The organism is Pseudomonas sp. FP2300 (assembly GCF_030687595.1).
GTDB classification, from domain to species: domain Bacteria; phylum Pseudomonadota; class Gammaproteobacteria; order Pseudomonadales; family Pseudomonadaceae; genus Aquipseudomonas; species Aquipseudomonas bijieensis.
This window is the reverse complement of the sequence record NZ_CP117440.1, coordinates 6,732,017-6,752,461: the sequence shown is the minus strand read 5'-3', so window position 1 is coordinate 6,752,461 and position 20,445 is coordinate 6,732,017. Positions and strand designations below refer to the sequence as shown.

17 protein-coding genes are annotated in these 20,445 nt (G+C 59.0%); 11 read left to right on the top strand and 6 right to left on the bottom strand.

Going from position 1 to position 20,445, the window contains the following annotated elements; all coding sequences use genetic code 11:
- Positions 1 to 38: 38 nt before the first annotated feature.
- Together zigA and PSH86_RS30175 are read left to right on the top strand one after the other, a co-directional pair.
- On the top strand, positions 39 to 1,247 hold the full coding sequence (gene zigA, locus PSH86_RS30180) for a zinc metallochaperone GTPase ZigA (RefSeq protein ID WP_163856078.1): 1,209 nt from the start codon (positions 39 to 41) through the stop codon (positions 1,245 to 1,247).
- Complete coding sequence (locus PSH86_RS30175) at positions 1,247 to 1,897, top strand: DUF1826 domain-containing protein (protein WP_109752962.1); 651 nt, start codon at positions 1,247 to 1,249, stop codon at positions 1,895 to 1,897. The genes zigA and PSH86_RS30175 overlap by 1 nt, the downstream gene beginning before the upstream one ends.
- On the opposite strand, the gene PSH86_RS30170 is transcribed toward PSH86_RS30175, so the two are convergent.
- Positions 1,894 to 2,247 carry an NADH:ubiquinone oxidoreductase gene (locus PSH86_RS30170; protein ID WP_109752782.1) on the bottom strand — a complete coding sequence of 118 codons (354 nt, stop codon included), beginning with the start codon at positions 2,245 to 2,247 and terminating at the stop codon, positions 1,894 to 1,896. The genes PSH86_RS30175 and PSH86_RS30170 overlap by 4 nt on opposite strands.
- A gap of 27 nt (positions 2,248 to 2,274) precedes the next feature.
- Between PSH86_RS30170 and PSH86_RS30165 the strand changes: the two genes are divergently transcribed.
- The gene (locus PSH86_RS30165; RefSeq protein WP_305486874.1) at positions 2,275 to 3,240 is read left to right on the top strand and encodes a GTP-binding protein; all 966 of its coding nucleotides are present in this window, start codon (positions 2,275 to 2,277) and stop codon (positions 3,238 to 3,240) included.
- A gap of 12 nt (positions 3,241 to 3,252) precedes the next feature.
- Here the strand turns inward: PSH86_RS30165 and PSH86_RS30160 are convergent, their stop codons facing one another.
- Positions 3,253 to 3,675 (bottom strand): DUF3301 domain-containing protein, encoded by a 423-nt coding sequence (locus PSH86_RS30160; protein ID WP_116833775.1) that lies wholly within the window; start codon positions 3,673 to 3,675, stop codon positions 3,253 to 3,255.
- A gap of 119 nt (positions 3,676 to 3,794) precedes the next feature.
- Between PSH86_RS30160 and pdxY the strand changes: the two genes are divergently transcribed.
- Complete coding sequence (gene pdxY / locus PSH86_RS30155; RefSeq protein WP_134926504.1) at positions 3,795 to 4,667, top strand: pyridoxal kinase PdxY; 873 nt, start codon at positions 3,795 to 3,797, stop codon at positions 4,665 to 4,667.
- 84 nt (positions 4,668 to 4,751) lie between these two features.
- Here pdxY and PSH86_RS30150 read toward each other — a convergent pair whose 3' ends face one another.
- Genes PSH86_RS30150 through PSH86_RS30135 form a run of 4 tightly spaced genes read right to left on the bottom strand, consistent with a single transcriptional unit; the run spans position 4,752 to position 10,632 of the window.
- Positions 4,752 to 6,929, bottom strand: a complete 2,178-nt coding sequence (locus PSH86_RS30150; protein ID WP_305486864.1) for a lipase family protein — start codon at positions 6,927 to 6,929, stop codon at positions 4,752 to 4,754.
- Between the two features lie 12 nt (positions 6,930 to 6,941).
- The gene (locus PSH86_RS30145) at positions 6,942 to 7,712 is read right to left on the bottom strand and encodes a hypothetical protein (protein WP_109752777.1); all 771 of its coding nucleotides are present in this window, start codon (positions 7,710 to 7,712) and stop codon (positions 6,942 to 6,944) included.
- Positions 7,709 to 8,572, bottom strand: a complete 864-nt coding sequence (locus PSH86_RS30140; RefSeq protein ID WP_305486861.1) for a DUF4123 domain-containing protein — start codon at positions 8,570 to 8,572, stop codon at positions 7,709 to 7,711. The genes PSH86_RS30145 and PSH86_RS30140 overlap by 4 nt, the downstream gene beginning before the upstream one ends.
- Complete coding sequence (locus tag PSH86_RS30135) at positions 8,569 to 10,632, bottom strand: type VI secretion system tip protein VgrG (protein WP_163856086.1); 2,064 nt, start codon at positions 10,630 to 10,632, stop codon at positions 8,569 to 8,571. Before PSH86_RS30135 ends, PSH86_RS30140 begins: the two co-directional genes overlap by 4 nt.
- Positions 10,633 to 11,068: 436 nt before the next feature.
- Between PSH86_RS30135 and tssA the strand changes: the two genes are divergently transcribed.
- From tssA to tssH, 7 genes are read left to right on the top strand one after another with little or no spacing between them, the layout of a single operon-like run.
- Positions 11,069 to 12,625 carry a type VI secretion system protein TssA gene (gene tssA, locus PSH86_RS30130; protein WP_116833771.1) on the top strand — a complete coding sequence of 519 codons (1,557 nt, stop codon included), beginning with the start codon at positions 11,069 to 11,071 and terminating at the stop codon, positions 12,623 to 12,625.
- A 32-nt stretch (positions 12,626 to 12,657) separates the two neighbouring features.
- On the top strand, positions 12,658 to 13,161 hold the full coding sequence (gene tssB / locus PSH86_RS30125) for a type VI secretion system contractile sheath small subunit (RefSeq protein ID WP_163856104.1): 504 nt from the start codon (positions 12,658 to 12,660) through the stop codon (positions 13,159 to 13,161).
- Between the two features lie 25 nt (positions 13,162 to 13,186).
- Positions 13,187 to 14,662 (top strand): type VI secretion system contractile sheath large subunit, encoded by a 1,476-nt coding sequence (gene tssC, locus PSH86_RS30120; RefSeq protein ID WP_163856107.1) that lies wholly within the window; start codon positions 13,187 to 13,189, stop codon positions 14,660 to 14,662.
- 8 nt (positions 14,663 to 14,670) lie between these two features.
- Positions 14,671 to 15,081 carry a type VI secretion system baseplate subunit TssE gene (gene tssE / locus PSH86_RS30115; RefSeq protein WP_109752772.1) on the top strand — a complete coding sequence of 137 codons (411 nt, stop codon included), beginning with the start codon at positions 14,671 to 14,673 and terminating at the stop codon, positions 15,079 to 15,081.
- 6 nt (positions 15,082 to 15,087) lie between these two features.
- Positions 15,088 to 16,875: a type VI secretion system baseplate subunit TssF gene (gene tssF / locus PSH86_RS30110; protein ID WP_176688904.1), complete on the top strand. Its 1,788-nt coding sequence runs from the start codon at positions 15,088 to 15,090 to the stop codon at positions 16,873 to 16,875.
- Positions 16,839 to 17,843, top strand: a complete 1,005-nt coding sequence (gene tssG, locus PSH86_RS30105; protein WP_176688905.1) for a type VI secretion system baseplate subunit TssG — start codon at positions 16,839 to 16,841, stop codon at positions 17,841 to 17,843. Before tssF ends, tssG begins: the two co-directional genes overlap by 37 nt.
- Before the next feature lie 11 nt (positions 17,844 to 17,854).
- Positions 17,855 to 20,440 carry a type VI secretion system ATPase TssH gene (gene tssH, locus PSH86_RS30100; RefSeq protein WP_163856113.1) on the top strand — a complete coding sequence of 862 codons (2,586 nt, stop codon included), beginning with the start codon at positions 17,855 to 17,857 and terminating at the stop codon, positions 20,438 to 20,440.
- Positions 20,441 to 20,445 lie beyond the last annotated feature (5 nt).

The following is a 20,445-nucleotide window of genomic DNA, read 5'->3' as shown; positions in this document are numbered from 1 at the left end:
GCCGTAATCGAAGCGGCCGCCCGATGAGGATATACCTGATGCCCAATCGTCTTCCTGTAACCGTCCTTTCCGGATTCCTCGGTGCCGGTAAAAGCACGTTGCTCAACCACGTCCTGCGTAATCGCGACAATCTGCGAGTTGCCGTGATCGTCAACGATATGAGCGAGATCAACATCGATGGCAGCGAAGTCCAGCGCGATGTCACCCTGAGTCGTTCCGAAGAGAAACTGGTGGAAATGAGCAACGGCTGCATCTGCTGCACGTTGCGCGAAGACTTGCTCGAAGAAGTCGGCCAGCTCGCCAGAGAGGGGCGTTTCGATTATCTGCTCATCGAATCCACAGGCATATCCGAACCGCTGCCAGTGGCGGAAACCTTCACCTTTCGTGATGAAGAAGGCCGAAGCCTGGCCGATGTGGCGCGACTCGACACCATGGTGACGGTGGTCGACGGGGTGAATTTCCTGCTGGATTACCAAGCCGCCGACAGCCTTGCGTCACGGGGCGAAACCCTGGGTGAGGAGGATGAACGCTCGATCACCGACCTGCTGATCGAACAGATTGAGTTTGCCGACGTGATTCTGATCAGCAAAATCGACCTGATCAGCCAGCATGATCGGGAAGAATTGATCGCGATTTTGCAGCGCCTTAACGCCCAGGCGCAGATCATTCCCATGGTCATGGGGCAGGTGCCACTGGGCAGGATCCTCGACACGGGCCTTTTCGACTTCGAGCGCGCGGCCCAGGCGCCTGGCTGGCTACAGGAACTACGTGGTGAACACGTGCCAGAAACCGAGGAATATGGCATCGCCTCGACCGCCTATCGGGCACGTCGGCCGTTTCATCCCGAGCGGTTCTTCAACTTTATCGACCGTCCGTGGCCCAACGGCAAACTCCTGCGTTCCAAAGGTTTTTTCTGGCTGGCCAGCAAACCTGAGGAGGCGGGCAGTTGGTCCCAGGCCGGCGGCTTGATGCGGCATGGCTTCGCCGGGCGCTGGTGGCGGTTCGTGCCGAAAAACCAATGGCCGCAGGATGAGGAAAGTACAGCAGCGATCATGAAGCACTGGCTCGCCGCCACGGGCGATTGCCGGCAGGAGTTGGTGTTCATCGGCCAGGACATCGACTTCAGTCAACTCACCGCCGAACTGGACGCGTGCCTGCTCACCGACGCGGAAATGGCCCTCGGCGTTGAAAACTGGCGCTTGTTGCCGGATCCATTCGGCCCATGGCATGAAGAGGTCGCAGCATGATGCTGGCGCCCAGTCTTAAGAGGGCCACGCGAGCACGACAGGCCCACGGTGATACGCCAGGGATCTTCACGCAGATCCTGGAAGACGGCACCAACCTGGCGGTCTGGCAGCGTCAACTTCCCGCACACATCAGCGATTTTGCGGCCATGGTGTTGGCGATGGACCAGCCGCTGGCAGAATCACGCGTGCTCGACCTGCCGGAAGAAGATACCCCGCCGGCGCTACAGGGCCTGGCGGCAGGCTTCAGCGACCTGCAAGGCTACGAGGGCTTCATCGCCGATGTCACCTGGCTGGTCAGTGCGTTTGCCTGCCTGTTGGGTGCGCAACGTGTCGGCTTGCGCTTGCGCACGCTGGACAAGGCAATGTGCCCGCGCTTTCACGTTGACCACGTGCCGGTGCGGCTACTGACCACCTATGCCGGTGTCGGCAGCCAGTGGCTCAAGGAAGGCGCCATGGACCGCCGTCGCCTGGCACAGCCTGAGGCCGAACCCGTTGATCCGCAGGTCATCCAACAGTTTTGTTGCGGTGATGTCGGGTTGCTCAAGGGCGAAAAATGGCACGGTAACGAGGGGCTTGGCTTGATCCATCGCTCGCCGGAGCCCGCGCCGGGAGAGCGTCGGTTGATCCTCACGCTGGATTGGCTGGCCTAAGGTTTGAGCCAAGTGCCCTGGCTTTGCCCTTCGCAAAATGGCTGCAGATAAGCGGCATCGGTCGCTACGCCGTAATAGTGAATATCCTGGCGGTAAGGCATATTGGCGACCTGGGCGTTGCTGCAAACGCCGAACGCGCCGCCAGGGCACTGATCGACGTATTGCACCTCGACCTTCTGGCCGGCAAGGTTTGGCTGGCAGAAGCCCTCGGCAAACAGCTTCTGCGGAATGCTGCGGTTCTGCTGGCAGACTTTCACATCGAGCCGCTCTGCCTGGCTGTGAACCACACAGGCTTGCGCCAGTGCCTGGTTCGACGTCAGTGCCAGTAACAACCAGCCGATCATTCGCATTTTCACCTCCATCGAAAGCCGTCGATTATGTTGCAGCACATCCCCACCCATGTCATCGCCGGCCCCTTGGGTGCCGGCAAGACCAGCCTGATCAGGCACCTATTGGCCCAGCGCCCGGCCAATGAACGCTGGGCGGTGCTGATCAATGAGTTCGGTCAGATCGGCCTGGATGCCGCGTTGCTGACCCAGGCTGGCGATGGTATCGCACTGGGCGAAGTGGCCGGTGGCTGCTTGTGCTGCGTCAACGGCGCGCCGTTCCAGATCGGTCTTGGGCGTTTATTGCGCAAGGCCCGCCCGGATCGGCTGTTCATCGAACCCTCGGGCCTGGGTCACCCGGCACAATTGATGAGGCAATTAAGTGAAGCACCCTGGCTCAGCGTGCTGGCGGTGCAACCCTGCGTGCTGGTGTTGGATGCCCGGGCGATGGCCGACGGCAAGCCCCTGCCCGACGCGCAGCGACAGACCCTGGCGGATGCCGGGCTGCTGGTGCTGAACAAGTCCGAGAGCCTCACGCAAGCCGATCGCGACCAAGTGACGGCGCAACTCTCGGGGCGTGCGCTGTACTGGACACAACACGCCGCGCTGCCGATCGAGCGATTGCCAGGCCATGCGGCTCGGGGCAGCGGCGCTGTGGATAACTTGAATCTACCCAAGAGCCTGGGCCAGATACCCGCCATCTGGCTTGACCCGACGCAACCGATCTGCCTGTATCAGCAACAGGAAGGTGGCTGGAGCATTGGTTGGCGCTGGCACCCGAGCCAGTCATTCGACGCAGCGGCGCTGACGCGATGGCTACAAGGCCAAGACTGGAAACGGGCGAAGATGGTTATCCACAGCCTCGACGGTTGGGTTTCAGCCAATGCGTTGGAGGGGGCGGCACTGGACTGGCAAGCCAGTGAATGGCGTCAGGATTCTCGGATCGAGCTGATTTTCGATCAGGCGCAAGACGTTGATCGCCTGCAAGCCGGTCTGGCGAATTGTCGGCATCGCTGAGTCAGCGCTGTTTCAAGGCTTCCACTTGTTGTGTTCCTGGCGCCACTGGCTCAACTCGATGACCTCAGCCCTGGGCCGGGTCTGGACCGCTTCAATTGGCGGTGGCGGGGCTTCTTCGAAGGGCATCGGGTAAGGGGCCAGCTCGATGTGCGCGCTGTGGGCGCCAAACTGGGTAATGGTGCCCAAATGGCGGCTTTCACCGGTGACGGTGAATTCGAAGGTGTAGACGCGTGCCAGGCGTCGTCGTCCGCTGGCATCCTTCACGAAACCGATTTTTTTCAGCGCTACGTTGCCGTCCAGCAGCTCGATCTTGAGGTTGGCACAATGCTGCATGACCCTCGCCAAGGCCCGTTCGCGCAAGCCATGGTTGTGCCACAGCCAGGCGCCGCCGGTAGCCAGCAGCATCAGCACGAAAATATTTCCAAGGGTCAGCATGAACGAAGTGCTCCAACAAGTTGCGGTCAGCTTAACTGTGTCGCTGGTCTGTCGTACAGGCTGCGTTTAGTCGCATACTGCGCGGCTTGAATTTCAATCGTTTTACGGAAACTTCCCGCATGAAACGTACACCTCATCTGCTTGCCATCCAGTCTCACGTGGTATTCGGTCACGCTGGCAACAGCGCGGCCGTATTTCCGATGCAGCGGGTCGGGGTGAACGTATGGCCGCTCAACACCGTGCAGTTCTCCAACCACACCCAGTACGGGCAGTGGGCCGGCGAAGTGCTCGCGCCAGAGCAGATCCCGGCCTTGGTCGAAGGCATCGCGGCCATCGGTGAGCTGGGTCAATGCGATGCGGTGTTGTCCGGTTACTTGGGCAGCGCTGCCCAGGGGCGGGCGATTCTGACAGGCGTGGCGCGGATCAAGGCTGCCAATCCCAAGGCGCTGTACCTGTGCGACCCGGTCATGGGGCATCCGGAGAAGGGCTGCATCGTGGCGCCCGAGGTAAGCGAATTTCTCCTCGAAGAGGCCGCTGCCGTGGCAGACCTCATGTGCCCGAACCAACTGGAGCTCGACAGCTTTTCGGGGCGCAAGGCGCAGTCATTACTGGACTGCCTGGCCATGGCCCGGGCGTTGCTGGCCCGTGGGCCGAAGGCGGTCCTGGTCAAGCACCTGGCCTACCCCGGCAAACCCGATGACAGTTTCGAAATGCTGTTGGTGACCGCCGAGGGCAGTTGGCACCTGCGCCGTCCGCTGCTGGCCTTTCCGCGTCAGCCGGTGGGCGTGGGCGACCTGACGTCTGGGTTGTTCCTGGCGCGGATATTGTTGGGCGACAGCCTGGTGGCCGCGTTCGAATTCACCGCCGCAGCGGTGCATGAAGTGCTGCTGGAAACCCAGGCCTGCACGAGCTACGAATTGCAACTGATCCGCGCCCAAGACCGGATCGTCCATCCACGGGTGCGGTTCGAAGCTGTGCCGATCAATATGTGATCAAACAGGGCCTCACCCAGGTGGGAGCGAGCCTGCTCGCGATAGCGGCGGCGCAGCCGTCGTAAACCGGTTGGCCCTTGCCGGTCAGACGATGGAATCGAGGTCCAGCGCATAGGGTTTACCAACAGCGTACCCGTGAGCACCGCAGATCAATTCACTGTCGTCATCCAAGGGCGGTGCCATAGCCAACGGCTCGGCCACTCGGTTTTCCGGGTGGGCCTGCCAGCGAGCCAGGTTGTGTGCCAGTTGTTCGGGGTGTTCCGACAAGCTCCCGTAAACGTCTTTTTCACTGACCGACGCGGCGTGCAGCGTCGCCAGGCGCGCACGGGTGCTGTGCAGCTTGTCCACCTCACGGATGAGCGCAATGTTGATCGATCTGTCGCTACGACCATTGGGTGCTGCTCGTCCAGCCAGGTAGCGCTCTTCATCGCGCAATTGTTGGGTAACCCGCGTCAGAGCATGATCGATCCATTCATATTCGCGTTTTGTCACCAGTGAGCTTGCGTTGCTGTGCGCTTGCTGCCAGCGGCGCAAGGTCGCCCAGCAAGCGGGAATGTAGCTGGGGAGCATGAAGTGATCGCCGGTCTGGATGAGTTGCGCCAGTAATGCCGGACGGTTCGGTAGGCCATGTTTATGCTTTAGGGCGACTTCGCAGGCGGCGTGTTGGGTGATGGTGTCGCAATGGGGCATCCACAGGATCGAAGAGCGTTCCTTGCGATCGAACTCCACCGGCAGGAAGTGCCGCAAGATGCCGTGGTGTTCGTAGGGCTCGCCCGTCAAGTTAGTGATGCCCGCCACGAACACGGAAAGGCCGACTGGTACGTTGGCGAACGTAAGGGCCAACCCTGTGCCATAAACACTGCCCTTGGTATTCATCCAACTGCCGGGCACGCTGGGTATCGGGTCGTTGTGGTTGACCATTCGGTAATGCACCAGGGCTTCGGCGTTTTTTGTGAAGGTGGCGTCGGCGGCTCGGGGGGCGCCATAGGTGTAGAGCTGGAGGGTGTAGCCTTCCGGTCTGCGCCGCAGCATCTCTGAAAGTAGTAACGCCACCGCGCCTCCCAGGCTGTGGCCGCAGATCAGCAGTTTTTGCCCTGCGTAGAACCTGTCCAGATAACTCGTCACGAAGGCCGCAGTTGTTTTGGCGGCGCCATAGAACCCTCGATGCACCTGGCCGACCCCTTCTTCAAACGGTACTTGGAGCGCATCGGCGTCGCGCAGGAAGTCTGCGGGTTGCTGGGTGCCACGTACTGCAATCAGGATCAGTTCGTCGTTGTGGGTGATGTAGGCCTGGGTATCAGTGCTTTCTTCTTTGTCGGTGTCGTCGAGAAAATGGACTTTGGCGGGATGCTCCTGATGTACACCCAATTGCGGATCGTTGACCGCGTAGAGGGCCGGGTCGAACGGCACGATCTCCAGGCGTTTGGAATAGGGCACCTCCTCGTACAGTGGATAGTAGGGTTTTGTTTGTTCCGGATAGAACTTCCCGAGTTCCTCGAACTTCGCCAAGGCGTCGGCGAACCAGTTGCCCACGCTTGGTTGCTCGGTGAAGCTCACCGGTGTTTTTATCGGAGCTTTGTCAGGCGTCTGGCCGAAGGGGCAATAGGTCAAGGTCGACATGAGCGCCAATTGGTACAAGTTGAGCGCACAGAATTCGGGAGCGGTGGACAGCATGGGCCGCAAGGCGCGCAACGGTCGAACTTCAAGCACCGTGTGTTTTTGCGGCATCAAGGTCACGCCGAGCTTGCCATGCTCGCCCATCAGACGTGCCGGCCCTGCAGGGAGTGGATAATGGCGGTACACCTCGGGAGGCAAATGCGCGACGTACTTGACCAGGTGCCGTACTTCCACTTGGAAGAAGTCGTCTGCACAGGCTTGTGCGGGATTTTCCCGGGTGCGCGTGGCGTTTGGGTTCAGGTAACGGGTTTGCTCGGCGCGGACTTGTAGTTCGGTGATCTTGAGAGGGTAGTGCGGTCTTGTTTGTAGAAATGAGTAGACCTCTTCAAACCCCTGATACGTCTGATCAAAAAGCAGGGCAATTGGTCCTGCATAGTGGTTGCTAACCTTGCCGACACCCATGACATCCAGGTTGCCAGGGTATTTTTGTCCTTCTGAATCGGTAGCGACATAAGCCAGCCCTGCATAAGGCTCACCAGAGCCAAACTCATCGACGAGCTGAAAACTGCTCCACTTACCCCCCACAGGGCAGGTCAGATTGCGATGGCTCAGCCGTGACTCCAATTCTTTTTGCAATGACGTCATACGCGGATCTCCTTATTCCGTACAACCGGGGTAAATAGTGCATCTCTGTCCGTCGGGCATTTGAAAACCGCTGAAGTCCTGGTAATTGCCATAACAAAATGCGTACTGGTCCTCAAAGTGCTTGCCCAGGCAGCGTTTCCAACCGTTAGGCACTTTCACCCAAGTGTCTCCAATGGCGGGTCTTTCCTCGTCCGCCAATTTGATTTTCATCCTCACGGTCTTACCCGGCAGTTGATCCAGGGTGTACGCCGAGAAAGGACGCCCACGCCCAAGCTCGCCCTGTGGGTTGGTTTTTTTGCAGTCGAGGATTTTTCTGAGAATGCGGGGCTTGCCTGAAGTACGGAACAGCCACTGGCATTGGCCGTAAAAAGTGCTTTCACCCGCTTCGCTGAACATGCCTTTGTATTGCGCTTCCAGCTCATCGCGAATCACCACGTTGGCTGAATCGTGACTGATATCGCTCCAGTCCTTGCCATAGGCGGAATAGATTTCGAGCTCAATGCGGCTGATCACCAGGGGGCAACCCATACGGGTTCGGCGAATAACGATTTCGGAATCAGGCTTGTACGCCTTACGCCACTCCCTATTGAACACAGGCGCTTTGTTATACCGGGTCTCGACGGTACAGGTTTCACCTGGCGCAGGTACGTAGTACACCGCAGCTTCGTAGGCAAAATCGGGCGGCAAATCTGCCGTAAAAGTAAACGTGTTCGGCTGTGTGTTGACGCACCCCGCCGACATCGCCAGACCGCTCAAACTTGCAATGCGCAAAACCTGTTTCATAGCGGCGCATCTCCCTGCCAGAACGCCGCCATCAGGCGCACCCGTTCAAAATGCTCATCGGGACTTTCAGCTGGGCGTACTTGCCAGTACGACACCGGAGTATCGGTGGGTGCTTGCAGGCGCTGAGTCAGCAAGAACTCCAGCTGCTCAGGTGCTTGCCAGTGCCAGGCCTCGGCCTGATCGAGCGTGGCACGCAACCACACCTCCGGGTCCTGTTGCTCGGCCAGTGTGGCGAAGGCCAGGACATGCTCGGCCAGCAGGAAGCGGCGGGCATTGAGGAGGCGAGTCTGCATCGCTTGTTGCGGGGTAACAGGCACCTGCAGCCAAAGAGGAAAATCGGGCACCGGGTATGTCCCAGGGGCCGGGTTATAGGTGCTTGACCAGCGAGTGCCCTGCCAATAGCAGACACTGATCGCTGGCCCAAGGTAGGCCGGATAGGCTTCAACGGGCAGGTGCTTGAGCGCCCGGGCCAAGACACGGTTGTCATGGAAGCGGTACAACGCCTGATGGGGGCGCTCTCCGATGACCAGCCGTTCACGCCAGTGCTCCACCAGCGTTGGCAGGCCCCCTTTTGGAAGGCTGGCGAGCCATCCCCAGTGGCTGTCCGGCCGGTTGAGCAATTCATTGATGTGCTCGTCGCCGGGCCGATCGAAGGTGAAGACAAAGGGCCCGGCGTCAGCGAGATCAGCGAGATCAGCGACCAGCGTTTGGCCGTACACGCTCAGGTACTGGTCGGGGCGACTGTTCTTGAGCATTGCCTGGCGCGTGTGGTGTTCATTTTCTGAGTCCAGGACGACACACAAGGCGTGGCCGAGGCGTTGCTGTTCGATCAACCATTGATGGGGGAATGAGCGAGTCATGCGGCGGCCACTTCCGTTGGGCAGAGCCCTCCGCGGCAGGCCTCGCAGATCGGACAAAAATCCAATCCCGCTGCTTGGCTGGCCGTTATCAGCGAGCGTTGAGTGGGGGCGAACACTGGGGCTGGCGCCGCCAAGGGATCCGTCAAGCCAGGCGCAAATGATGAGGCGGTGGCGCCGACCATGGGGGCGCCGCCGAGCTGGATTTCACTGCTGCTGTAGACACCGCTGTGGTCGATCACGATGTGCTGGCCTCCGGCTTTCAAACTGAGGGTTGCACCTGCTTCAAGGACCACATGAGCGCCTGCCTTGATCTGTATTTGCTGTCCGGTCTCGACCACCAATGTCTGATCGACGCGGGTGTGGCGGTTGGTGACGCGCAGGTAGTCATTGCCTTCGACTTGGACCGTGCGGTCGGCGGCGGTGGTCCGATGTTCCTCGGCGTGCAGGACGGTGAAGCTATTGCCCTTGATGGTCTCCCGCCGCTCGTTACCAATCTCCAGTCGGCTGTCGTTTTCGATCTTCTGTTCCATGTCACGCTGGGCACGCAGATAGATCAGTTCCTGACCGGCGCGGTCTTCCAGGTGCAGCTCGTTGAAGCCTTTGTTGCCCGGCGAGCTGCAAGAACGAAACACGGTGCGGGTCTTGTGCGCAGGCAACGGGTAGGGCGGAGCGTTGGCGCTGTTGGTCAGGCATCCGCTGATCAAGGGCTTATCGGGATCGCCTTCCATGAAGGTCACCAACACCTCCATGCCCACCCGTGGGATCGTGACGCCCCCGTAGCTGTTGCCCGCCCAATTGGAGGCGACTCGTAACCAACAACTGCTGCCATCGTCGAAGTGCCCCGCACGATCCCAGAAAAACCTGACCTTGACCCGGCCATACGGGTCGCAGTGGATCTCTTCATCCTTGGGCCCCGTGACGATTGCCGTCTGGCTGCCCCATACACGTGGTTTTTGGTAAACCCGCTGCGAACGAAAGACCGCATCCCAAGGCGTGGAAACGAAGTGATTGCGATAGCCCTGATAGAAATGATCCGCAGTCCTGCCAGTGTCGCTGGGCGTTATTTCCTCAAGCACCTGCGGCTGTTTGCCTTCGTGATGCACTTCGGTCAGGAGCCATAGATCATTCCATTCCTGGCGTGGGTGCTCACTCAAGCTCAGGAAGTGCCCCGTCATCAGTGCTGGCTGATTACTCTTTCCTTCGGCTTGGCAGTAGTCGGCGCGATGGCGTTCCAAGGCGCGGCGGCTCAGCGACTTGCCGCGTTTTTCCTGGGTAAAGTCACCGGGATAATCATAGGCCTCCAAGTCTGGCCTATTTTTTTTGATACCAGGCTGACAGCTAGTCTCCAGTAGGAATGTCGATTTCTTGAAATCGTAATCACGGCGCGTGACGCGACTGGTCCGGGTCTCCAGTCGCAGGCCAAATCGATGGATGACCGGTTCCTCGCTAGCCATGCCGCTGCCGTGTTTGTAAACAGTGCGGCCTTCAAGTCGGGGAAAGACGGTCTGGTCATCACCAAATACCAGGTAGTGACCGGAGTCACTGTGCTGGAAGTGATAATGCAAGCCTTCTTCGTGACACAGGCGCTCGATGAAGTGCAAGTCAGATTCGCGATACTGCACGCAGTAGTCACGAGGCGGATAACTTGCACTCAACTGGAAGCGATGAGCATCGGTGAGGATGCCGTGTTCCTTGAGGATCAATGTGATGATCTGCGGCACGCTGACCTGTTGAAAAATGCGCTGGTTAGTGCGGTGCTCCAAGTAAGCCAGTCGTGGAGCCACTCTTATTTTGTAATGCGTCAAGCGTTTACCGCTGTCACCTTGTTCAACACGATAAATCAGCCCGTGAACACCGTGCCCCTGTTTATTGAATGCAAGAAATACCTGCTGGTTTAACAAGTTCTCCAAGTCCATATCGCGTTGTTCACTGACGAGCTCGATATCGAACGAATAAGGTGTGCTGATGGCTTCGCAGCCTTCGAAGGCCAACACTTGAAGGTCATATTCGAGGTCAGGAATGGTGAGATGGAAGTCGTGTAAATCAGGGGTGTGGAACATTCGAGGGTCCTTGGGCGTTGGCTTTGACTCCTGATTACATTGAAGCAGTCCTGCTGGGTGCGTGCGCAGAGGCCCGTAAAAAAAGAAAAGGATGTAGGAGTTCTCTTCGCAGCAAGTAAGAGTTGAGAGCGAAATGATTTGAAGTGGTTTTTAGGAGGTTCGATTGTGTATTCAGCCTTGACAGAAAAAACTTTCGCATTGGGGATTTTCGAAGGGGTAATTTTTTGAAAAAAAGGAAAGTTCCTACTTTTTTATGTTTAAAACCTTGGCATGCTTCGCAGCGTTCGGTTGATTGAAGGCGATGTGAGTTTTGTGGGTATGCCTTGATTGCACTTTTGCGAAACTTCCTACAAGCGAAGCCGAACATTTACCTTGATTAATCATGTCGCCAAAACTACCCGTGTCACAAACTGAACTGTTCTTAACAGGGTCGTGAATGTCGTATTCCGGAAAACTGTCCGCCCATTGTCTGGCTCTTGCCAAAGCTCCCATTTCCCAAGAGGACTTTGCGGGGGCAGACGTGCGTTTTTCGAATGAATACGAGGCGTTGGAAAGCGAGCTGGGCAAAGCCCAGTCGATGCACGAAAGCGGCCAGGTCGACTGGCTGAAGATCCGTGAAGGATGTGAAGCGCTGTTGCGTACCCAGTCGAAGGATCTGCGGGTGGCGGCCTGGTTGGTTTGGGCGCTGTATCAGCGTGAGTCTTTCCAAGGGCTGTTGGCCGGCCTCTGTCTTTTGCAGTACTTGTGTAAAGACCATTGGCCTGAGATTCATCCGGCCAAAAGCCGAACCCGTGCGGCCAGTATCAATTGGTTGGTGCCACGCCTGGAGCAGGCGTTGGGCGATGACGTGGCGATCAAGGAGCAGTTGCCGCTGTTCCGTCACCTGACGCAACAGCTTGAGGGGCTCGATGCTGCTTGCACCGCCCACTTGGGTGATGACGCTCCTCTGCTACTGCCGTTGTGTCGACGCCTCAACACAATGATCCAGCGTGCCACTGACAACCTGCCGCAGGCGGGTGCCCTCGGGACGGTAGTGGCTCAGGTGAAGCAAGTTGCCACCCAACTGCTCACGCCCGGCGCTCCGATCGAAAACGAAAAAGAAGCCCACAAGGCCTTACGCGCCCAGCAGGAAAGCGCGGCTTCGTTATGCATCTGGTGGCTCAAGCAAAAAGCGACCGACGTTCGCGCCCTGCGTCTGAATCGTACTTTGACCTGGCTGACCATTGACGTCATGCCCGAGCGCAACGCCGAGCAGATCACGCCGCTGCGTGGGCTGCCGGCGGACAAACTCAAGGCTTATCAGGACAGCCTGCAACGGGGCGATTACGCGAACCTGCTTGTGGAGATCGAGGCCAGCCTGGCGAAGGCACCGTACTGGCTCGATGGCCAGAGGCTTGCCTGGGAGTGCCTGCAAGGGCTGAATGCCGAGTTGGCCATGCGTGAAGTGGAGGTCCATCTCGCACTATTCATCCAGCGCCTGCCGGGCGTTATCGAATTGCGCTGGCATGACGGTGTGCCGTTCGCCGATCCGGCCACCCGGGCCTGGATCGCTGCCCAGGTCATGCCTCACCTGCAAAGCCCCGGCGCGACACACGAAGTCGATGTCATTCACAACGATGCGCCTTGGGAGCTGACGCTGGAAGAAGCCCAGTCGATCCTGCCCAAGGATGGCCTCAAGCCCGCCGTCCAATTGCTCAGGCAAGGCATGCAAAACGCCCTTGGGGCACGCGAGTGTTTCCTCTGGCGGTTCGCGATGGCTCGCTTGTGCTTCTCGGCCAGGAAATACGAACTCGCCAAAGTCCAGCTGGAGGCCCTCGACCAGACACTGCAACACGCAGGCCTGAATACCTGGGAGCCCGCCCTGGAGTTGCAGGTGCTGCATTTATTGCACAGCTGCTGCGAGTTATTACCCCAGAACCACTCCATACGCGAGTGCAAGGAAGAAACCTATCGCAGGTTGTGTCACCTCGACCTCGAACGGGTCATTGAATAGGCCTTCGGGTCGCAAATTGTAAGGAGAAAGTCATGGCCAAAGAAGGCTCAATCGCCCCCAAGGAACGCATCAACGTCACCTTCAAGCCTGCCACTGGCGGTGCCCAGGAAGAAATTGAACTGCCATTGAAACTCTTGGCGATCGGTGATTACACCCACCGCAGGGACGAACGCAAGATCGAGGACCGCAAGCCGATTGGCATCGACAAGATGAGCTTCGACGAAGTGTTGGCCAAACAGGAGCTGAACCTGACCCTGAGCGTACCGAATCGTCTTCAGGACGGGAGCGAAACTCAAGAGTTGGCCGTACAACTGCGTGTGAACTCGATGAAGGATTTCAACCCGGCGAGCCTGGTCGAGCAGGTGCCGGAACTCAACAAACTGATGGAACTGCGTGGCGCCCTGGTTGCGCTCAAAGGGCCATTGGGTAACGCACCGGCGTTTCGCAAGGCCATCGAAGGTGTACTCGCCAATGACGATTCCCGCCGCCGCGTACTGGATGAGCTGGGTATGAACACCACAGCGAAGAGCGCTTGATTCTTTCAGCCAAGGAAGCCGAAACATGAGTACCCATGCAGTACAGCAGCAGGATCAGGACAACGCTGGCTACAGCATTCTTGAAAGCATCATCGCCCAGACTCACCTGACCCCGGACGATGACGCCTACGACATTGCCAGGCGCGGCGTGTCTGCGTTCATCGAAGAGCTGCTCAAGCCGCAAAACAGCGGTGAGCCGGTCAAGAAGGCCATGGTAGACCGCATGATCGCCGAGATCGATGCCAAGCTCAGTCGCCAGATGGACGAAATCCTCCACCACCCGCAATTCCAGGCATTGGAGTCGGCATGGCGCGGTTTGCAACTGCTGGTGGACCGCACCGACTTCCGCGAAAACATCAAGATAGAAATGCTCAACGTTTCCAAGGACGACTTGCTGGACGACTTCGAGGATTCGCCAGAAGTCATGCAGTCAGGCCTGTACAAGCATATCTACACCGCTGAATACGGTCAGTTCGGTGGGCAGCCGGTAGGAGCGGTCATCGCTAACTACTTCATGTCCCCAAGCTCGCCGGACGTGAAATTGATGCAGTACGTGTCCAGTGTCGCCTGCATGTCCCATGCGCCGTTCATCGCAGCGGCCGGTCCGAAGTTCTTTGGCCTGGAGAGCTTCACTGGTCTGCCGGACCTCAAGGACTTGAAAGACCACTTCGAAGGTCCGCAATTCGCCAAGTGGCAGAGCTTCCGTCAATCGGAAGATGCTCGCTATTTTGCTCTGACCGTCCCGCGCTTCCTGTTGCGCAACCCCTACGATCCGCAAGAGAACCCGGTCAAGGCGTTCGTCTACAAGGAAACCGTTGCCAACAGTCACGAGCACTATCTGTGGGGCAACACCGCCTATGCATTCGGTACAAGGCTGACCGACAGCTTTGCCAAGTTCCGCTGGTGCCCGAACATCGTCGGTCCTCAAAGCGGTGGCGCGGTTGAAGACCTGCCATTGCATCACTTCGAAAGCATGGGCGAAATCGAAACCAAGATCCCGACCGAAGTGCTGGTGTCCGACCGGCGCGAATACGAATTGGCCGAGGAGGGCTTCATCTCCCTGACCATGCGCAAAGGCAGTGACAACGCTGCGTTCTTCTCCGCCAGTTCCGTGCAGAAGCCGAAGTTCTTTGGTATCGGCGCCGAGGACAAGCATGCAGAGCTGAACTACAAGCTTGGCACTCAGTTGCCATACATGATGATCGTCAATCGGCTGGCTCACTACTTGAAGGTCCTGCAGCGCGAGCAATTGGGGTCATGGAAGGAGCGCACGGACCTGGAGCGCGAGCTCAACAACTGGATCCGCCAGTACGTGGCCGACCAGGAGAACCCTAGCGCCGAAGTCCGTGGCCGCCGTCCGCTGCGTGCAGCGAAGATCATTGTCAGTGACGTGGAAGGTGAGCCTGGCTGGTATCGCGTTGGCCTGAACGTACGGCCTCACTTCAAGTACATGGGCGCCGATTTCACGCTGTCGTTGGTTGGCAAGCTGGACAAGGTGTAGGCGCGCTCATGACGTATGGCAGCCTTTTCGAGCGCCTGGCAGGTGATTCTGAAAAGCGCGCGGGTTTGAACCGCGAGGTTTGTGTCGTGACATCGGTGGCTGCGCATCTGGCCAAGATGCTCAGCACCCGGGCGGGTAGCGTGCAGACACTCTCCGATTATGGGCTGCCGGACCTCAATGACATGCGCTTGAGCCTGCACGACGCGAGGAGTCAGGCCCGCAAGGCGATCGAGATCTTCATCAAGACCTACGAGCCACGCCTCAGGAATGTCTGTGTCGTTTCAATGCCCAGTAACGCCGATCAACTTCGCCTGTCCTTCAGCATCGACGCTTTGCTGGACGTGGAGGGGGTCAGGCGGCAGGTCAGTTTTTCCGCATGCCTGGACGGCAGCGGCCAAGTCAAGGTCAGACAAGGATAGCCATACATGTCGTTCAATCATTACTACCAGAGTGAGCTGACGGCGCTCCGCCAGCTGGGTCGGTGTTTCGCCGAACGTAACCCAGCGCTGGCCCCCTTTCTGGGGCAGGCCGGACGGGACCCGGATGTGGAGCGGCTACTGGAGGGGTTTGCCTTTCTGACCGGGCGACTGCGCCAGAAGCTCGATGACCAATTGCCGGAGCTGAGCCATTCGCTGATGCAGCTATTGTGGCCGAACTACATGCGGCCATTGCCAGCCTTCAGCATCTTGCAGTTCGATCCGCAGCGGCGATCCGGCCCCGCGTTGCGGGTGGAACGCGATACGCCGGTCGAAAGTAAACCTGTCCAGCAGGTGCGTTGCCGTTTCCTGACGTGTTACCCGACCGAGGTGCTGGCGCTTGATCTGACCAGGTTGAGTTATTCAGTGAAAGGGGATGGGTCGCTGTTGAGCCTGCGTCTGGAGATGTGTTGCGACGGTCATTTGGGCGAACTGCAACTGAGCCATTTGCGTCTGCACCTGACCGGCGAGCGTTACATCAGCCAGATGCTCTACATCAGTCTGTTGCGCAACCTCGAGGGTATCGAGCTGATTCCGCTGGACGGCGCTGGCGCAGCTTTGCAGGCGGCAGACGGCAGCCCAATGACGTTCAGGATCCCAGCCGCTAGTGTCCAGCCAGTAGGCTTTGCCGAAGAGGAAGCGCTGATCCCGTATCCGCTGAATACCTTTCGCGGCTATCGCTACCTGCAGGAATATTTCGCTTTCCAGGACAAGTTCCTGTTCGTCGATATCCATGGCCTGGACGTGATCAACATTGCACCGCACAGCAGTGTCGAACAGATGCGGGGCCTGGAACTGCGCTTCGATATTGGCAAAAGTGGTATCCAGCGGATGCGTCCGACACTGGATAACATAAAGCTGTACTGCACGCCGATCGTCAATCTGTTCAAACATGACGCGCAGCCGATCCGCCTGGACAGCAAACAGGACGAATATCTGTTGCTGCCGGCCGATTATGACCAGGAGCACTGCGGCGTGTTTTCGGTCGAAAGCGTCACTGGCTGGAACCCCGGCGGCCTGGGTTATCAGGCCTATGTGCCGTTCGAATCCTTCGAGCATGATTCAAGCTTCGATGTGCCCCACAGCAGACCCTACTACAGCGTTCGTCAGCGTCCTTCATTGCTGCACGGTGGCCTGGACACCTGCCTGGGCTTCGGTGTCCGCCACACTCACCTCCATGAAACCCTGTCTATCGAGTTGATGTGCACCAACCAGAACCTGCCGCGCCAGCTAAAGCCGGGTGACATCGACCAGCCCGGTGAGAAAAGCCCTGAATCACTGAGTTTCCGCAACATAGGTCCGGTCACTTCGAGCTTCGCCCCTCCGCTCAATCGCGATTTCCTCTGGAAGCTGATCAGCAACATGTCACTCAACTACCTGTCGCTGGCGGACGTCAATGCGCTCAAGGTGATTCTCGAAACCTATGATTTTCCGCGTTACTACGACGAACAGACAGAGAAGGTCAGCAAGCGTTTGCTGGACGGGCTCAAGTCGATCAGGCACCAGCATGTCGACCGTCTGCACCGGGGCTTGCCGGTTCGTGGCTTGCGCACCGAGCTGACCATCGACCCGCAGGGTTACATCGGCGAGGGCGACCTGTTCGTCTTCGCGTCGGTCCTCAACGAGTTTTTCGCGCTTTATGCCAGCCTCAATTCGTACCACGAACTACGGGTGAACAGCACACAAGGAGAGGTCTACCAATGGACACCCCGCATGGGCCAGCAGCCGCTTCTATAAGCGTGCTGACACGAGGGATACGCGAGTACTCGCTATTTCAGGCCGTGTTGTTGGTCGTTGATCGGCTGCGCGAGGCTCATCCAGCGCTCGATGATGACGCGCTGTATGACCGGCTGGAATTCCGAGCCAACCCAAGCCTGGGGTTCCCCGCCAGCGACATTGATCGTGTGGAGTTTTTCGAAGAGCACGGCCAGGTGCGGGCGCGCCTGAGCATGAATCTGGTCAGCCTGGTAGGGGCAGGGTCGCCGCTACCGGCGTTCTATGGTGAACAGGCCTTGGGGGAGGGGGATGGCAATCCGACGCGCGACTTTCTCGACGTTTTCCATCACCGCCTTCAACGGCTGATGCTACCGATCTGGCGCAAGTATCGTTATTGCGCAAGCTTTCAGAGCGGTGCTCAAGACCCGTTTTCCGAGCAGCTGTTTGCGCTGATCGGCCTGGGCGGCGAAGACATTCGCAAGGCCAGCCAACTGAACTGGAAGCGTCTGCTGCCGTACCTGGGCCTGCTGAGTCTTCGTGCTCATTCGGCGGCTCTGATAGAGGCCGTGCTGCGTTATTACTTCAAGCATGCCGAACTGAACCTTGAACAGTGCATCGAGCGGCGCGTGGACATCCTTGGCGAACAGCGCAATCGCCTGGGGAGCGCCAACAGCCTGCTGAGCCAAGACCTGGTGCTCGGCGAACGGGTGCGCGACCGCAGCGGCAAGTTCCGGATCCATATCAGCGAACTGGATTGGCAGCGTTTTCACGAATTCCTGCCCATCGGCACCGGTTACCAGCCGTTGTGCTCGCTGGTGCGATTCACCCTGCGTGATCCCCTCGAATATGACATTCGCCTGGTCCTGCGCCAGCAGGAAATTCGTGAGCTGTGCATGGGTGAACAGAATACCTGTCGCCTGGGATGGACCAGTTGGCTGGGGCACGAGCGCGCCGATGGCGTAGTGATCCTCGGCAGCAAAATTCACTAGGAATGGATGACATGATCAACGTAGACCTTCAGCAACTGATTCAGGCATTGGACGCCGAAACCAGGAGCGATCTGGAGCGCTCGGCCGAGCAATGCATCGCGCGTGGCGCAGACAAGGTCCTGGTGGAAGACTTGATGCTGGGCTTGCTGGAGCGTCCGCAAGGCCTGCTCGCGCGAGCCTTGCAAGATGCCCAGGTCAGCGCGGGTGAACTGAGCGCCGCCCTGCAACCACGGATGGGGCACAGTGCTTCGCGCAACCCGGTATTCGCCCCAGCGCTGGTGCAATGGTTACAGGATGCCCTGCTGGTGGCCAATCTCGAGCTGGGCCTTAGCCAGGTCGGACAAGCCGCGTTGATCCTGGCGTTGCTGCGCAACCCGCTTCGTTACGCAGGGAGTGCTTATCATGCGCTGCTCACCCGGCTGAATATCGATCGGTTGAAAGATTTCGCCTTGTCGCAACAGGCTCAACCGGTCGCCGATCAGACCGCCAAACCGGGCGACTCCCTGCTGGCGCGCTTTACCCATGACCTGACTCGGCAGGCCCGCGAAGGCCAGCTCGACCCGGTGCTTTGTCGCGACGGTGAAATCCGGCAGATGATCGATATCCTCGTTCGTCGCCGCAAGAACAACCCAATCGTGGTCGGTGAGGCTGGAGTGGGCAAGACCGCCATCGTCGAGGGGCTGGCGTTGCGCATCGCCGCAGGGGAAGTACCGTCAGTGCTCGAAGATGTCGAGCTGCTTTCGCTGGATATGGGGCTGCTGCAGGCCGGCGCCGGCATCAAGGGTGAATTCGAGCGTCGTCTCAAGGGGGTGATCGACGAGGTCAAGACTTCGCCGAAATCCATCATTCTGTTCATCGATGAGGCCCACACCTTGGTTGGTGCGGGCAGCAGCGCGGGGGCCGCCGATGCGGCCAACCTGCTCAAGCCAGCCTTGGCCCGGGGCGAGCTGCGCACGATCGCGGCCACTACCTGGACCGAGTACAAAAAATACTTTGAGAAAGACCCAGCCCTGGCCCGTCGTTTCCAACCGGTGCAATTGCACGAGCCCACTGTCAGCGAGGCGGTGACCATCCTGCGTGGCCTGGCCCGCGTCTACGAGAACAGTCACGGCATTTACCTGCGTGATGACGCGGTGGTCGCGGCGGCGCAATTGTCGGCCCGCTACCTGGCTGGTCGTCAGTTGCCAGACAAGGCTGTGGATGTACTGGACACCGCCTGCGCTCGCGTACGCATCAGCCTGGCCGCTGCGCCGCAAAGCCTGGAGCGAATACGCAGCGAGCTGGCCGAAGGCGAGCGTCAGCGCCAGGCGCTGCGCCGTGATGGGCAGGCCGGTTTATCGATCGATCTTCAGGCGCTGGAAGCGCTGGAGGCCCGCCTGGAGGCCATCGAAGACGAGTGCCGAGCGCTGGAAACCCAATGGACCGAGCAACGTATTCTTGCGCAACGCCTGTTGTCGCTTCGTCAACAATTGGCCAGGGCACGGGAATCCGAGCAGGATCAAACCCACGGTGTCGAAGCCCTGGAAGCGGCGCTGCATGAAACACACGGCACGTTGGTGGCTGCGCAGGCTCAGGAGCGCTTGGTCAGCTTCGAAGTTTGCCCGCGACTGGTCGCCGAGGTCATCAGTGCCTGGACCGGTGTACCGCTGGCGCAACTGGCCCGAGAGCACAATTTGAAAGTCGCCAGTTTCGCGGCGGACCTGCGTGCGCGTATTCGTGGTCAGGAGCCAGCTGTACAGGCGCTTGATCGCGCGATGCGTGCCGCCGCCGCAGGCCTGAACAAACCCGACGCCCCAGTGGGCGTGTTTCTGCTGGTGGGGCCCAGTGGCGTCGGCAAGACTGAGACGGCGCATGCCCTGGCCGACTTGCTCTATGGTGGTGATCGTTTCATCACCACGCTCAACATGACTGAATTCCAGGAGAAACATACCGTTTCGCGGTTGATCGGCGCACCGCCGGGCTACGTTGGTTTTGGCGAAGGTGGCATGCTCACCGAAGCCGTGCGGAAAAAGCCTTATTGCGTGGTGCTGCTCGATGAAATCGAAAAAGCCGACCCGGATGTGTTGAACCTGTTCTACCAGATATTCGACAAAGGCTTGGCCAACGATGGGGAAGGGCGGGAGATTGATTTTCGCAATACCTTGATTCTGATGACGTCGAACCTGGGCAGTGAGCGCATCGACGAACTGTGCGAAAACGGCGCGCACCCGAGCGCCGAAAGCCTCGAAGAGTCCATTCGCCCGATCCTCAGTAAACATTTCAAACCCGCTCTGTTAGCCCGCATGTGCGTGGTGCCGTACTACCCGGTCAGCGGGCCGGTGTTGCGTGAGCTGGTGACGATCAAACTCGACCGCATGGGCGAGCGGCTGCGCCGTCGTCACTTGGGCTTCAGTTACTGCGGCCAACTTGTGAACCATCTGGTCGCGCGTTGCAGTCGCAATGATCGCGGCGCACGACTGATTGACCAACTGCTTGACCTGCACCTGATGCCGCTGGTTGCCGACCGGTTGCTCGCGGCCATGGCCGGCGACGAACAGCTGCGGCATGTACACGCCGTGCTCAACGGCGATGCCAGCATTGCGTGTGAGTTCTCCTGAGGTGG